Source organism: Streptomyces sp. 17_S59, from assembly GCF_056930295.1.
In genome coordinates, this window is record NZ_JBXOWD010000001.1 from 4070503 (window position 1) to 4084281 (window position 13779).

Annotated in this window: 18 protein-coding genes; 6 read left to right on the plus strand and 12 right to left on the minus strand. The window is 70.5% G+C overall.

The window, feature by feature from the left end; genetic code table 11:
• Positions 1–110 precede the first annotated feature (110 nt).
• The 3 genes from AC1Z4A_RS18355 to AC1Z4A_RS18365 all read right to left on the minus strand — a co-directional run bounded on the left by AC1Z4A_RS18355 (position 111) and on the right by AC1Z4A_RS18365 (position 3459).
• On the minus strand, positions 111–1124 hold the full coding sequence (locus tag AC1Z4A_RS18355; RefSeq protein WP_483680196.1) for a zinc-binding dehydrogenase: 1014 nt from the start codon (positions 1122–1124) through the stop codon (positions 111–113).
• Between the two features lie 132 nt (positions 1125–1256).
• On the minus strand, positions 1257–1751 hold the full coding sequence (locus AC1Z4A_RS18360) for a hypothetical protein (protein ID WP_483680197.1): 495 nt from the start codon (positions 1749–1751) through the stop codon (positions 1257–1259).
• An 88-nt stretch (positions 1752–1839) separates the two neighbouring features.
• On the minus strand, positions 1840–3459 hold the full coding sequence (locus AC1Z4A_RS18365) for a M4 family metallopeptidase (protein WP_483680199.1): 1620 nt from the start codon (positions 3457–3459) through the stop codon (positions 1840–1842).
• Between the two features lie 358 nt (positions 3460–3817).
• Between AC1Z4A_RS18365 and AC1Z4A_RS18370 the strand changes: the two genes are divergently transcribed.
• The gene (locus AC1Z4A_RS18370; protein WP_483680200.1) at positions 3818–4408 is read left to right on the plus strand and encodes a GNAT family N-acetyltransferase; all 591 of its coding nucleotides are present in this window, start codon (positions 3818–3820) and stop codon (positions 4406–4408) included.
• A 19-nt stretch (positions 4409–4427) separates the two neighbouring features.
• Here the strand turns inward: AC1Z4A_RS18370 and AC1Z4A_RS18375 are convergent, their stop codons facing one another.
• Complete coding sequence (locus AC1Z4A_RS18375; RefSeq protein WP_483680202.1) at positions 4428–4616, minus strand: antitoxin; 189 nt, start codon at positions 4614–4616, stop codon at positions 4428–4430.
• Between the two features lie 151 nt (positions 4617–4767).
• Positions 4768–5133 carry a peptidase inhibitor family I36 protein gene (locus AC1Z4A_RS18380; RefSeq protein WP_483680204.1) on the minus strand — a complete coding sequence of 122 codons (366 nt, stop codon included), beginning with the start codon at positions 5131–5133 and terminating at the stop codon, positions 4768–4770.
• Positions 5134–5313: 180 nt separating this feature from the next.
• Here AC1Z4A_RS18380 and AC1Z4A_RS18385 point away from each other — a divergent pair, with 180 nt between their 5' ends.
• Both AC1Z4A_RS18385 and AC1Z4A_RS18390 read left to right on the plus strand, forming a co-directional pair.
• Positions 5314–5676, plus strand: a complete 363-nt coding sequence (locus AC1Z4A_RS18385; RefSeq protein ID WP_483680205.1) for a helix-turn-helix domain-containing protein — start codon at positions 5314–5316, stop codon at positions 5674–5676.
• Entirely contained in the window at positions 5661–5906 is a 246-nt protein-coding gene (locus AC1Z4A_RS18390) for a Scr1 family TA system antitoxin-like transcriptional regulator (protein WP_483680207.1), read from the plus strand. Before AC1Z4A_RS18385 ends, AC1Z4A_RS18390 begins: the two co-directional genes overlap by 16 nt.
• Here the strand turns inward: AC1Z4A_RS18390 and AC1Z4A_RS18395 are convergent.
• From AC1Z4A_RS18395 to AC1Z4A_RS18410, 4 genes are all read right to left on the minus strand, one after another.
• Positions 5825–6781 carry an alpha/beta fold hydrolase gene (locus AC1Z4A_RS18395; RefSeq protein WP_483680208.1) on the minus strand — a complete coding sequence of 319 codons (957 nt, stop codon included), beginning with the start codon at positions 6779–6781 and terminating at the stop codon, positions 5825–5827. The genes AC1Z4A_RS18390 and AC1Z4A_RS18395 overlap by 82 nt on opposite strands.
• A gap of 137 nt (positions 6782–6918) precedes the next feature.
• Complete coding sequence (locus AC1Z4A_RS18400) at positions 6919–7815, minus strand: RNA polymerase sigma-70 factor (protein WP_483680210.1); 897 nt, start codon at positions 7813–7815, stop codon at positions 6919–6921.
• A 26-nt stretch (positions 7816–7841) separates the two neighbouring features.
• Positions 7842–9038 (minus strand): NAD(P)/FAD-dependent oxidoreductase, encoded by a 1197-nt coding sequence (locus AC1Z4A_RS18405; protein WP_483680211.1) that lies wholly within the window; start codon positions 9036–9038, stop codon positions 7842–7844.
• 98 nt (positions 9039–9136) lie between these two features.
• A complete protein-coding gene (locus AC1Z4A_RS18410) occupies positions 9137–9304 on the minus strand; it encodes a hypothetical protein (protein ID WP_483680213.1) in 168 nt (55 codons plus the stop codon).
• 35 nt (positions 9305–9339) lie between these two features.
• Here AC1Z4A_RS18410 and AC1Z4A_RS18415 point away from each other — a divergent pair, with 35 nt between their 5' ends.
• Positions 9340–9801, plus strand: coding sequence for a GNAT family N-acetyltransferase (locus AC1Z4A_RS18415; protein ID WP_483680214.1), 462 nt, complete (start codon positions 9340–9342; stop codon positions 9799–9801).
• A gap of 12 nt (positions 9802–9813) precedes the next feature.
• On the opposite strand, the gene AC1Z4A_RS18420 is transcribed toward AC1Z4A_RS18415, so the two are convergent.
• Entirely contained in the window at positions 9814–10821 is a 1008-nt protein-coding gene (locus tag AC1Z4A_RS18420; RefSeq protein ID WP_483680215.1) for a hypothetical protein, read from the minus strand.
• Between the two features lie 92 nt (positions 10822–10913).
• On the minus strand, positions 10914–11411 hold the full coding sequence (locus tag AC1Z4A_RS18425) for a MarR family winged helix-turn-helix transcriptional regulator (protein ID WP_483680216.1): 498 nt from the start codon (positions 11409–11411) through the stop codon (positions 10914–10916).
• A gap of 147 nt (positions 11412–11558) precedes the next feature.
• Here AC1Z4A_RS18425 and AC1Z4A_RS18430 point away from each other — a divergent pair, with 147 nt between their 5' ends.
• Positions 11559–12428, plus strand: coding sequence for an EamA family transporter (locus tag AC1Z4A_RS18430; RefSeq protein WP_483680218.1), 870 nt, complete (start codon positions 11559–11561; stop codon positions 12426–12428).
• Between the two features lie 17 nt (positions 12429–12445).
• Positions 12446–13090 carry an NAD(P)-dependent oxidoreductase gene (locus AC1Z4A_RS18435; protein ID WP_483680220.1) on the plus strand — a complete coding sequence of 215 codons (645 nt, stop codon included), beginning with the start codon at positions 12446–12448 and terminating at the stop codon, positions 13088–13090.
• Positions 13091–13162: 72 nt separating this feature from the next.
• Here AC1Z4A_RS18435 and AC1Z4A_RS18440 read toward each other — a convergent pair whose 3' ends face one another.
• On the minus strand, positions 13163–13738 hold the full coding sequence (locus AC1Z4A_RS18440; RefSeq protein ID WP_483680221.1) for a TerD family protein: 576 nt from the start codon (positions 13736–13738) through the stop codon (positions 13163–13165).
• Between the last annotated feature and the right edge of the window lie 41 nt (positions 13739–13779).

Below are 13779 nucleotides of genomic sequence, written 5' to 3' on the forward strand. Positions count from 1 at the left end.
CTCTCGCGGCCGCCGTCACGCGGCCGGTGGCGTGCAGAAGCTCGCCCTCCAGCGTAGGCCCTTCGGGGGGCGCCCGCCTTTCGGAAACGGTCGCCCCCAGGGCGCGAGCCTCACGGCACGAGCACGACCTTGCCGATCGTCCCGCGCGTCTCCATGACCCGGTGCGCCGCGGCCGCATCGGCCAGCCGGAAGCGCTGGACGGCGGGCACGACACGGCCCGCCGCGGCCTGGGCCATGGACTCCTCCTCCAGCCGCCGCAGCCCCGTCTCGCCGCCGCCGAACCGTTCCAGCATGGCGGGCCCGAGGACGCTCCGCGAGGTGATGCCGCGCTCGGCAAGCTCCTCGGCGGTCGTGTCCAGGGGGCCGCCGCCCGTGACGCCCTGCGAGGACCAGCCGAAGACGAGGTGGGAGCCGCCGGGGCCGAGCAGGCCGACGGCGGCCCGGGCGGCCGGTCCGCCTACGCCGTCGAAGACGACGGTGGCGGCGCGCCCGGCCAGGGCCGCGCGGGCCTCGTCGGCCCAGCCGGGGTCGTTGTAGTCGAGGGCGAGGTCGGCGCCGAGCGACCGGACGTGCCGCACCTTGGCCGGTCCGCCGGCCAGGCCGACGACGGTCGCCCCGGCGTTCCTGGCGTACTGCACGAGCAGCGAGCCGATGCCCCCGGCCGCGGCGGTCACGACGACCACGTCGTCGCCGGTCAGGTCGGTGAAGCCGAGGATGCCGAGCGCGGTGCGGCCCGTTCCGATCATGGCGATGGCCAGGTCCTCGCCCAGCCCGTCGGGTATCTCGTGCAGCTTCGCGGCGTCGGTCACGGCCAGCTCCGCGTAGCCGCCGCCGGGGGCGAGCCGGCCCAGGTGGGCGACGACGCGCCTGCCCAGCCAGCGCGGGTCGGTGCCCTCGCCGAGGGCGTCGACGGTTCCGGCCACCTCGCGGCCGGGGACCGCGGGCAGCTCCGGCAGCACGTAGGGGCCGTCCGGGTCGCCGCTGCGCTGGGCGGCGTCCACGAGGTGCACGCCCGCGGCGGCCACCGCGATCCGGACCTGGCCGAGGCCGGGCACCGGGTCGGCGACCCGCTCGTACGTGAGGTTGTCGGCGGGCCCGAAGGCGTGCAGGCGGACGGCGTGCATGGCGATCTCCACGGTCGGTCAAGGGCGTTGAAGCCGTAAAGGGCGTTGAAAACGCGTTGAACGTGCGAACGCCCTCGAGTCTTCAACCCCAACCGCACTTGAGGTCAAGATCCGCCAGATCCGCCAGATCCGTTAGATGCGCGGGAAGCGGCTCTGCAGGTCCCAGATCACCGGGTTCTCGGCGAGACCCTCGTGCATGTCGGCGAGGTCGGCGATCAGGTCGTGCAGGAAGTCCCGGGCCTCGCGGCGCAGCTCCCCGTGGTTGAAGGTCAGCGGGGGCTCGTCCGGCGCCCAGTCGGCGGTGACGTCCACCCAGCCGAAGCGGCGCTCGAAGACCATGCAGTCGGTGGACTCGGTGAAGTCCAGCTCGGCGAACTGCGTCGACGCCGAGCGGCTGCCGCGCGGGTCCCGGTCCAGCCGCTCGACGATGTCGCACAGCGCCCAGGCGAAGTCGAGCACCGGAACCCATCCCCAGGCTGTGGACAGTTCCCGGTCCTCCTTGACGTCGGCGAGGTAGACGTCGCCGCAGAAGAGGTCGTGCCGCAGCGCGTGCACGTCGGCCGTCCGGTAGTCCGTCTGTGGCGGGTCCGGGAAGCGGCGGGAGAGGGAGTAGCCGAGGTCGATCACGCTTCGATGGTACGTACGACGGCGGTGCCCCCGCTGCCACAGGGGCGGCGGGGGCACCGGGGGTGTACCCGTGAGGGGGTTGCGCGGCTTACTTGACGTTGATCGCGCTCCAGGTGGCGGCGACCGTCTTGTACTCGTTGCTGGTGGAGCCGTAGAGGTCCGCGGTGGCCTTGAGGGTGGCCGTGCGGGCCGCCTTGTAGTTGGTGGTGGAGGTGAAGTACGTGGTCAGGGCCTTGTACCAGATCTTGGTGGCCTTGTCGCGGCCGATGCCCGTGATCTTGGAGTTGTTGTAGGTGGGGCTGTTGTAGCTCACCCCGCCCAGGACCTTGCTGCCGCTGCCCTCGGAGAGCAGGTAGAAGAAGTGGTTGGCGGGGCCGGACGAGTAGTGGACGTCCACGCTGCCGAGGGAGGAGGACCAGTAGTCCTTGGAGCGGCCGTCCTTGCTCGGCTTGTCCATGTAGCGCAGCGGGGTGCCGTCGCCGTTGATGTCGATCTGCTCGCCGATGAGGTAGTCGCCCGGGTCGGTCGAGTTGTTGGCGTAGAACTCGGCGGCGGTGCCGAAGATGTCGGAGGTCGCCTCGTTGAGGCCGCCGGACTCGCCGCTGTAGCGGAGGTTGGCGGTGGCGGCCGTGACGCCGTGGCTCATCTCGTGGGCGGCCACGTCGAGCGAGGTCAGCGGGTGGTTGTTGCCCTCGCCGTCGCCGTAGGTCATGCAGAAGCAGTCGTCGTCCCAGAAGGCGTTGACGTAGCCGTCGCCGTAGTGGACGCGGGAGTAGGCGCCCTTGCCGTCGTTGCGGATGCCGTTGCGGCCGAGCACGTTCTTGTAGAAGTCCCAGGTGACGGCCGCGCCGTAGTGCGCGTCGACGCCCGCGGTCTGCGCGCCGCCGCCCCACACGTCGCTGGAGTTGGTGAACAGCGCACCCGTGCCGTCGGTGCCGCCGCTCAGGTCGTACGTCTTGTGGCCGCCGCGCGCACCGTCGGTCAGCTCGTAGCCCGAGCCGGTCTTGGTGGTGGTCAGCGGCACCGTGCCGCTGTAGGTGCTGGTGCCGGTGCCGGTCTCGATGGTCTCGTTCTTGAACAGCGTCTTGCCGGTGTTCGCGTCGGTGACCACGTGCAGCTTGCTGGGCGTCACGCCGTCGTTCTGGATACCGGTGACGACGGTCTCGTACGCGAGGACGGGCTTGCCGTCGCCGACCCAGACGACCTTGCGCGGGGTCTGGCCGTCGGCCTTCTTGTTCTTGTTGTCGGCGGCCACGCCGAGGGCGGCCTTCTTCGCTGTGGACGGCGCGACCGAGGGGGTCGTGCTGGGCACGGCTATCTCGGCGTCGGTCGCCTTGGTGACCTCGCGGGAGCCGTTCTTCTTCTCGTGCACGACCAGGTCGCCGCCGAGCACGGGCAGACCGTCGTACGTGCGCTCGTAGCGCGTGTGGACCGTGCCGTCCGCGTCCTTGACGACGTCACGGACGACGAGCTTCTCCTTGCCGCCGAGGCCGATCTTCGCGGCGGTCGAGGAGGCCGCGCCCTGGGCCTCCTTGACCGCCGAAGCCCGCTGCCCGGCCGAGAGCGCGAGCTGCTGCCCGCCCTTCTGGCCGTCGCCCGAAGCGGTGGCCGAACCCGTCTGCACGCCGATCACGACCATGGCGGCGGAGGCGACCAGGGCGGCGGCGCGCAGGGAGTTCTTGCGGGTGTGGGAGGTGGCGATTCTCAACTCGGTCTCCTATGAGGGGGGTTACGGACAGCCGGGGGGTGAAGACGGCCCGCTGGTGCAGGAGTTGTGCTGGTGCTTGCACGTTCGAATTGAGGAGAGAGTGCCACCGATTGAGCGTCATTGACAGGGGCGCAACAAGGAATTGATCTGGCGTTAAACGATAAGCGGTGGATTGAGTCCGCTATGCGGTGAGATGCCCCGTGCCGAAGGTGCGTTCAACTGTCCGACATCGGCTCGTACCCGCAGGGAAATGTTTCGCGACCGCCCGGACGGTATCAAACCGCCCATCTCGCGCTAGCCTGCGGGGCGGGAGGGGAGAGAAAAAGGAGAAGAGGGAGAAGAGGGCACAGTGACGCGAATGAGCGCGCCCGGCGCGGAGATAGTGGCATGCCCGGAGGCGGACCTGCCACAAGAACTACGCAATGCTGTCGACGAGTTGCGTGAGGAGGCATGGCCGGGCCTGGGCGGTGCGCACGATCCGGCGCTGAATCCGCTGACGGTGCTGCTGGCGGTGCCGGTATCGGGAGATGGGCCCGCGGGCGTCGTGGCGGCGCTGGACGTCCTCTCCAAGGACATCGAGCACGGCGGCCGCACGTATCGGGCGGCCGGGCTGAGCGCGGTCGTCACGGGCGCGGTGCATCAGGGCAAAGGTTACGGGCGGCAGCTCGTGGCTGCCGCCCGTGAACTGATCGCGGAGAGCGGTGCGGACGTGGGCCTCTTCACCTGTGACCGCCCCCTGCGCGCCTTCTACGTGAGCGCGGGCTGGGACGTCCTGGAGGGCGCGGTCCTGATCGGCGGGACGCCGCAGGCCCCCTTCCCCAGCGACCGGCCGGGCTTCGACAAGGTCACGATGGCCGGCTTCTTCACCGAGCGGGGGCGGCGGGACGCCGCGGCGTTCCGGGGCAGCCGGATCGGGCTGTACCCGGGCGAGATCGACAGGCTGTGGTGACGGCTACGGCCGGTCCTGGCTACGGCTGGTCCTTCGGGGGCTCCTGCGTGCCGAGCTGCTCGTTGATCTTCTGCTGAGCGGCGTCGGTCTGCTGCTGGTACTTGTTCCCCGTCCTGGCGTCGAAGGCGTCACCGGCCTTCTCGACGCCCTGCCGGGCCGTGTCCTCGTGCCCCTTGAGCAGGCCCTTGAGCTTGTCGAGCATGGACATGGCTTGTCCTCTCCGTGCGGAATGCGTGCGGATGCTTACGCAATGCCTGACACACCCAGGATCACGGTGTTCCGCGGCTGCCGCATCCCAGGGCAGCCCCCACCCGGGGGCGGGTGGGGGCTGGGGAGGGGCGTACGGGGCGCTGTCGCGCTCAGCCGCCGTCGAGGGTGTCAGCGAGCCGGAAGGAGCGGTACAGGTCGACCGGATCGTTGGACAGGGGCTCGACCTGGGCACCACTGGGCACGACGCAGTTGTTGTCGGCGAAGAGAATCGCTGTGTGCGACGTGTTGTTCTCCGTCGAGCGCGCGAAACTGTCGACGGTGACGGTCTGGCACGTGCCCACGGGGGGACTGTCGGATTCCTCGGCGCCACGGAAGAAGGTCTGGCTGAAGCTGCAGAGCTTGCCGGACGCGCAATTGTCGACGGCGTGAGCGGGGGTGGTCATGGTCACCGCGCCGACGGCGGTCAGTACGGCGACTCCGGCGAGACTGGCGATGCGAGTTCGGAGTGAGCGCATTGCCCTTTCCTTTCGTACTGCTGTGCCGGGACGTTGGGGGGATGGTGCTGGTGTCCCGGGTTTGGCAGTGTCTACCTGGGCGATGCGTTTCAGCCAGATAGGTGAACAGGGCGTGCGGAAGCGCGAAATGGGCTCGCGGCCGGTGGTTTCGAGCGCCCCCTTTCGTGGTTCGGGGGCGCGATGCTCCGGCGGAGGCGTCACCGGGCAGCCCGGCGGCTTCGCGCTCCTCGCGGGTGGCAAGTCGGAGGACATGCGCCGGAACCTCCCGTTCCCGCCCGCCGCCGGGCGGCCGGATCTGGACGTGCGGGCTCCGGAAGGGCGAACCGGTACGGCTCGGCCAGGATCGGCTGGGCCCACTTCGGTGGTGAGCTGAAGCGGTGCCGCGAGGCCGCCGGGCTGACTCAGCGGGAACTGGCAAAGCTCATCTTCTGCTCGGCCTCGTACATCGGTCAGTTCGAGTCCGGGATCCGCAGGCCCCAACTGGTGCTGGCACAGCGGATCGATGCCGGCTCGGTGGGGCTGCCGTCATGCACGAACAGCTGAAGCATGTGGCGGGGCTCATCCGCAGGCGTCGCATCGGTTTCCAAGTGCTGCCGAACGGTGCGGACTGTCCTCCCCTGGGTGGCTCTCTGAAACTCATGACCTTCGTCGACAGTCCGTCGGTGATCTATTTGATCGGCTCTGACCCGGCTCACAGGACGGTACGGCGGTCCGCGACCGCATCGTGCAGGAAGTCCAGGATGATCTCGGCGGTGTCGTCGGGGCGCTCGTAGTGCGGCAGGTGTCCCACGCCGTCGAGCGGGCGCAGATCGGCGCCGGAGAAGACGGTGCGCAGGAGTTCGTCAGGCGGCATCGGGGTGATGGGGTCCTGGCGTCCCCACACCACCTGGATGGGGATGCCGCGCGTGTCCAGGAACCGGTACAGGTATTCGGCGCCGTGGATCGGGACATTGCGGAGCGCGGAGAGCAGGCTGCGCTTGAAGCCCCGGTAGCGCAATTCCGGCAGCAGACGCGCCTGGACGCGGGCGACCACGCGTGGGTCGCGGGAGTAGCCGGGCAGGCGGGACTTCAACGCCCGGTTTCCGGTCAGCCGGAAGAACGGCCGACCGATCCCGGGCAGCAGGGACAGGCGCAGTCCGAGGTTGAGCGGGGTCGCGAACCCGTCGGGGGAGACCAGGCACACGCCGGCGACCCGCTCGGGATGGTGCACCGCGAACTCGGCTGCGATCGGGCCGCCGAACGCCAGCGCGACGAGCGTCACCGGGCGGTCGACGCCGAGCGCCTCCAGCAGGTCGATCATCTGTTCCTCGAACAGTGCCTGGTTGTGGTCGGTGTCGGGACGATCGCTGAAACCGATGCCGTACCGGTCGAAACGGATGGTCCGGTACCCGGCCCGGGCCAGCCGTTCGAACAGTCCGTCCCACACCCACAGCGACAGGGTCGCTCCGTGAACGAACAGGATCGGCTCTCCTGATTCGGGTCCGTCCACCATGACGTGTGTCGTGCCGTGGCGGAGCCGGACGAAGGATCCGGGCGCATCCCGCCTGGCGCGGGAGTCCATGGGGATCGTCTCGCCGGGGTGGCGGTTCAGCAGGACGGGCACGGCGATCGCCGTACCCGCGAGTGCGAATCCGGAGCGCAGGTTCATCGGGTGTTACTCCTTGGTCGAGGCTTGTGTTCGCACCCTGGGACGAGACAGCACCCCTTGTCGTGACATCCCCCATGGCAGGTGACTTGGCCTCGGCACGGTGGTTCGTCGGTCTCGCTCAACCTGAGGTTTCCCGTTCATCGCAGAGTGAGCGGGGTCTCGGATTCGACGCGGGTCAGCTTCTCCGGGTTGCGGACGTAGTAGAGGCCGATGATGCGGGCGTCCTCGACGCGGGCCGCCATGACGCCGTCGATCTCGCCGTTCAAGCGCACGACGAGTGCCGGGTTGCCGTTGGCCATGGCGGGCTCAGTGGTGATGCTTCCCCCGCGCTTGCCGGTGCCGCCGATGATGAAGCGGGCCACCTTGTCGGCGCCGGTGATCGGCCGCAGCGCGGCCTGCTTGACTCCGCCGCCGTCGGCCATGAAGACGATCTCAGGGGCGAGCACGTCGAGGACGCCCTGCAGGTCTCCGCTTTCGAGCGCGCGCTGGAACGACTCCAGGGCTGTCCGGATCTCGCTCTGGGAGACCACCTTGCGGGGGCGGCGGGCATCGACGTGCCGGCGGGCGCGGTGGGCGATCTGGCGGACGGCCGCGGGGCTCTTGTCGACGGCGGCTGCGATCTCGTCGTAGTCGACATCGAAGACCTCGCGCAGTACGAAGACGGCGCGCTCGGTCGGCGACAGTGTTTCGAGGACGAGCATGAGCGCCATCGACACACTCTCGGCGAGTTCGACATCCTCGGCCACGTCCGGCGCGGTGAGCATCGGCTCAGGCAGCCAGGAGCCGACATACGCCTCCTTGCGGCGCGTCATGGTCCGCAGCCGGTTGAGGGACTGCCGGGTCGTGATCCGGACCAGGTAGGCGCGCTGATCGCGTACCTGCGCCAAGTCGACGTCGACCCAGCGCAGCCAGGTTTCCTGGAGGATGTCTTCGGCGTCGGCCGCCGATCCGAGCATCTCGTACGCGACGGTGAAGAGCAGGTTGCGGTGGGCGACGAAAGCCTCGGTCGCCGGGTCGGCGGCGTGGTTACTCATGTATCGATCCTCTCCTGCGTGGCTGCCTAGGCTGTCCGTCCGGCCGTGGTCGGCGCCACGGCGCGCTTGGCCTGCAGCAGTTGCCGGCGCTGGTCGCCCTTGGGCCAGTGGTGCGAACCGGGCTTGCGTGCCTCGACGGCCAGATGCTTGACGCTGAAGGTGCAGGAGACCTCCTTGAGCTTCGCGCCCGGGCGGCCGCCGATGTAGAGCTTTATCGCGATGTCGTCCTTGTTGGCGAGCTGGAAGACAGCGGCGCGACGACCCAGGCTGATGCACATGGCAGGGAACGACAGGTTGATGGGCGCGGGTCGCTTGTCCGCGATCCGGTTGAGCACCGTGTCGGCGGCGTGTGCGCCCAGACAACCCGCGCCGTAGGCGCTCATCCGGAACGGCAGGTCCGACGGCGCCGACGAATCCCCGGCCGCGACGATGCGCTCGTCGTCGACGCTGGTCAACGTCTCGTCCGTGAGCAGTCGTCCCAGGGCGTCGGTGCTCAGCCCGCTCCGCGCGGCCAGGTCCGGCACGCCGAATCCGACGGTCCAGATGGTGATGTTGCTCGGGAGCTCGCGGCCATCGCTGAGCCGCACGGCATCGCGGGTCACGGCCGTCGCCTTCGTGTCCGGGCCGTCGAGCACGGTCACACCGAGCTTGGAGAGCCGCTTGGCAGCCGCGCGTCGCCCCCGAGGGTGCAGGTACGGGCCGAGCAGACCTCCGCAGACCAGGGTCACCCGGCGGCCTCGCTCCGCCAGCTCGGCGGCGGTCTCGATGCCGCTCGGACCGGCTCCGACAACCGTCACCGCGGCCGTGGTGGGCGCGGCGTCGAGGACCGTCCGCAGCCGCTGCGCCTCCTCCAGGGTGGCGATCGGGTAGGCGAACTCGGCCGCTCCGGGCACGCGCGGGTCGGCACTGCCGCTGCCCACCGCGTAGATCAGGTAGTCGTAGTCGACGGTGTCGCCGGTCGCCAAGGTCACGTAGCGCTCGGAAGCGTTGATCCGTGCCACGGTGTCGACGACCAGCCGGATGGCCTTGCCCAGGATGTCCTGGTAGTCGACGACCGCGTCGTGGGTCCCTGCCACCCGCTGGTGCAGGCGAAGCCGTGCGACGAAATCCGGGCGCGGGTTGATCAGAGTCACCGTGACATCGTCGCGCTGTGTCAGGCGGTTGGCCGCCATGACGCCGGCGTACCCGCCACCGATCACGATCACATGGGTGTTCCCGGTCATGGTGTCTCCTTCGTTTCCAGGCGTGCGCCCTCAAGACACCGCGTGCTCGGTCGTTGTGACAGTGCGTGAGGCAGATCACTCCGCAGGTGCGGGCCCCGCTAGACGGTGTGTCCTGCGATCACGGGCGAAGCCGGATCGTGAAGGTGTGTGCGCCGGCAGTTGGCGACGAGGAAGCCGAGGAAGAAGCCGTCCGGACCGCCCTGTTCGCCGTAGGCGGTGATCTGTGGGGCCGTTCCGGCCGGCCGTAGTGGCTTCACGTCTGCCACACAGGTGTCCGCCCCCGTGTCCTAGTCTCCCTCGTATGTCCAAACGACCCTTTGTTCCTGCGGACTTCGTCGTTCCGCAGACCCTGCCCACCGACCGCTTCAGGCTGGAACCCCTCGGCCCGCAGCACAACGCATCGGATCACGCCGCGTGGACGTCCAGCATTGCGCACATTCGCGCCAACCCCGACTTCGTGAACAGGGGCTGGCCGCCCGCCGAGGGCATGTCGCTCGCGGACAATCTCCGGGATCTGACGCGGCACGCGGACGACTTCGAGCGCCGTACCGGCTTTGCGTACACCGTTCTCGACGGTGGCGGTACAGGCGAGGTGATCGGCTGCGTGTACATCTGCCCGTGCCGGACGGAGGAGGGCACCGCCGACGTGCGTACGTGGGTACGGGCCGATCGCGCCGCCCTGGACAAGCCGTTGCACGATGCGGTGATCGCGTGGCTGGCCTCGGACTGGCCGTTCGAGAAGGTGCACAGCAGCCCGCGCTGACAGGGGGTGGGGTCACACCTCAGTTCTCTGTCCTCGCACGACGCAATGCCCACACGCCCGCCGCGTGCTCACCTGGTACGCCCGCGTCGCCCGGCCCAGCCCGATCCCGTACAGCGAGAAGCCCCCGTACGCGACCGTCACCACCCACGCCGCGTGGCCGCCCATGTGGTTCTCCACGGCACCCGACCAGTAGAGCGCGCCCGCCACCGCGAGGAAGATGCCGAACGGGGCGAAGGCTCCCGCGCCCGTCCAGCCCAGGGCCAGCAGGGGCCAGCGGGGGAGGCGGCGGCCCCAGGGGAGGGTGAGGGCCAGGGCCAGCAGCATGCCGATGCCGGCCAGGATCACGGTGATGTCGATGCCGTGCTCGTAGAGCCAGATCAGTTCGTCGCCCGCGTAGTGCTCGTCCAGGCCGGGGTGTTTACCCTCGCCGGTGTAGCCAACGGTTGCGCCCAGCGCCCATGCCGTCTTCAGTGCGGCGTAGGGCATGAGCGCGGCGACGGCCAGGTATCCGGCGCGGGTGCGGCGCTCCACCGGGGTCTGGGCCGTACGGTCGCCGCAGTGGGCGCAGACTCCGCGGGCGTGGCGCCGGTAGGCGAGGGCGGTGCCCGTCCACAGTGCGGCGCCGAGCGTGGCCACGCCCTGGTTCGCCCAGGCCGCCCAGTTCATCGGGGGCTGGTTGCGGCCGAGGACGTCCAGCAGATGCGCCGGGCTGAACAGGAAGCCGAAGCCCGAGGTGAGGGCCAGCACGGCCACGGGCCACGCCGCGATCGGCGCCCAGCGCGTTCCCGGCCGCCGCAGCATGGCGTACGCGAGCAGGGCCGCGGCCCCGTATACCGCCGCCAGCGACCATTCGGCCGCCGTGCCGTGGCCCTTGGCCGCCACCGTGTAGCCGAACTCGTACCCGGGGGAGAGCGCCGCGGCCACCGCGCCCGCCGCGTACGCGGCCGACCACACCACTGCCGCTCGCCCCGCCCACTCCGGCCAGCTGTGCCTCAGTTCTCCGAATCTTCCGCTTCGCATGCCGTCCAGCCTGGGTCCGGCCGGGTGGCCCTGGCGTCGGGCCGCGGGCCTATCCGTTTCCGTCCGGCGGCGGAAGGGCGGGCGGCGGCCTGCTACTTCGGGACGTCGCCGAGCGATTCGAGCAGCGCCCGCAGCGCGTTCGCGAGCGCTTCCCGCTCGTCGTCGCCGAGCGCGGCCAGCAGGCGCTGCCCGGTGGCCACGTGGTCGGGCAGGGCGCAGTCGATGAGGGTGCGGCCCTCGTCCGTGAGGGAGACGACGACGCTGCGGCCGTCCGAGGCGCTGGGGGTGCGGGCCACCAGGCCGCGGGCCTCCAGGCGGTCGAGGCGCTGGGTGATGGCGCCCGAGGTGACCATGGCCGAGAGCATCAGCTCGGCCGGCGTCAGGCGGTGCGGGGGCTCGCTGCGCCGGAGCGTGGCGAGGACGTCGAAGGAGGCGCGGTCCAGGTCGTGTTCGCCGAACGTGCGCCGCTGTTCGACCGTGATCAGCTGGACCAGCCGGCTGAGGCGGCCGAGCACGGCCATGGAGGAGACGTCCAGGTCGGGACGCTCGCGCGCCCACTGTTCGAGTACTCGGTCGACGTGATCTGCCACGGCTTCAGCCTAACCAATGTCCTACCGATGCCTTAGTGGTGAGCTAGATCACACAGAGTTATCTTAGTGCTGAGTTATATTGGCTTAGTGCTAAGCAATCGAGTCAGTCGAGCCAGCCGGACCGGTTGGGGCGGCCGCAGTGCGATCGTGCTCGTCACCGCCCTCGCGCCCGCCATCTGGGGCACCACCTACTCCGTGACCACCTCCTTCCTCCCGCCGCACCGCCCCCTGCTGGCGGCCGTCATGCGCGCCCTTCCCGCCGGACTCCTGCTGGTGGCCTGCACCCGGCGGCTGCCCAAGGGCTCGTGGTGGTGGCGCGCGCTCGTGCTCGGGGCGCTCAATATCGGGGCGTTCTTCGCGCTGCTGTTCGTCGCCGCCTACCGGCTGCCCGGCGGGGTCGCGGCCACCATCGGGGCCGTGCAGCCGCTGCTGGCCGCCGGGCTCTCGGCAGGTCTGCTGGGGGAGCGGCTGTCCATACGGACGGTGATCGCCGGGGCGGCGGGCGTGGCCGGGGTGAGCCTGCTCGTGCTGCGGGCCGGTGCGCGGCTGGACGGCATCGGCGTGGCGGCCGCCCTCGCGGGAGCGGTGGTCATGGCCACCGGGGTCGTGCTGAGCAAGCGCTGGACGTCGCCCGCGCCCCTGCTCGCGACGACCGGCTGGCAGCTCGTGGCGGGCGGGGTGCTGCTGCTCCCGGTCGCCCTGTTCGCCGAGGGCCCGCCGCCCGCCTCGCTGACCGCCGGGAACGTCGCCGGGTACGCGTATCTGGCCGTCGTCGGCTCCGCGTTCGCCTACGTGCTGTGGTTCCGCGGCATACGGGCGCTGCCCGCCACCGACGTCACCTTCCTCGGCCTGCTCAGCCCGGTGGTCGCCACTGCGGTCGGCTGGCTCGCGCTGGGGCAGTCCCTCACCGCCGCCCAGGTGCTGGGAGGGCTCGTCGTCCTGGGTGCGCTCGTCGCGGCGCAGTCGGGAGGGCGCACGCGCACGGCGCGGGTCGTAACCACCGAAGAAATCGCCTGAAGGAGCTGGGAGAAACGATGCGCATCACCGTCTTCGGAGCCGCCGGGAACGTGGGCAGCCGGGTCGTCGCGGAGGCGCTGTCCCGCGGCCATCACGTCACCGCGGTCGTCCGCGATCCGGCCCGGTCGGCCGGCCGCATACCCGCCGGAGCGGACGTCCGTACCGGAAGCGCCGCCGATGCCGAGGACGTCGCCGCGCTGAGCGCGGGCCAGGACGTCGTGATCGGGGCGACGCGCCCCGCGCCCGGCAGCGAGGCCGAACTGGTCGTCGTGGCAAAGGCCTTGCTGGACGGCGCCGGCGGCACCAGGCTGCTGCTCGTCGGCGGCGCGGGCAGCCTGACCGTACCCGGCACCGGCGGCCGCCGGACCGTCGTGGACGACCCGGCCTTCGTGCCCGCCGAGGTGCGGCCCATCGCGCTGGCCTGCAACGAGCAGCTGGCGGCCTGCCGGGCCGCCGGCGCGGGCGTGGACTGGACCTACCTGAGCCCGCCCGCCCTGCTGGAGCCGGGGGAGCGCACCGGCACGTACCGCGTCGGCTCCGACGAACTGCTCGTCGACACCCGGGGGAACTCGGCGATCTCGATGGAGGACTTCGCCGTGGCCCTGCTGGACGAGGCCGAGCGGCCAGCACACCGCCGGACGCGGTTCACGGTGGCGTACTAGACCCCACCGTGAACCGCCCGGAGGGGGCTCCCCGTGCGCCGGGCGCCCCCTCCGCCTCTTCGGACGTCGGACTCAGACGTTGACGCCGAAGTCCTTGGCGATGCCCGCCAGGCCGGAGGCGTAGCCCTGGCCGACGGCGCGGAACTTCCAGTCCGCGCCGTTGCGGTACAGCTCACCGAAGATCATGGCGGTCTCGGTGGCCGCGTCCTCGCTCAGGTCGTAGCGGGCGATCTCGGCGCCGCCGGTCTGGTTGACGATGCGGATGTAGGCGTTGCGCACCTGGCCGAAGTTCTGGCTGCGGGAGGTGGCGTCGTAGATGGAGACCGGGAAGACGATCTTGTCGACGTCGGCCGGGAGGGCCGCGAGGTTGATGTTGATCGACTCGTCGTCGCCCTCGCCCTGGCCGGTGGTGTTGTCGCCGGTGTGGACGATGGACTGGTCCGGGGTGGACTTGTTGTTGAAGAAGACGAAGTGGGCGTCGGAGTAGACCCGACCGCCCGCGTTCACGGCGATGGCGCTCGCGTCGAGGTCGAAGTCCGTGCCGGTGGTGGTGCGGACGTCCCAGCCGAGGCCGACCGTGACGGCCGTCAGGCCCGGGGCCTCCTTGGTGAGGGAGACGTTGCCGCCCTTGGACAGGCTTACAGCCATGGGATGGGTCCCTTCCTGCTACTACGTCGAGTACTGCGTCG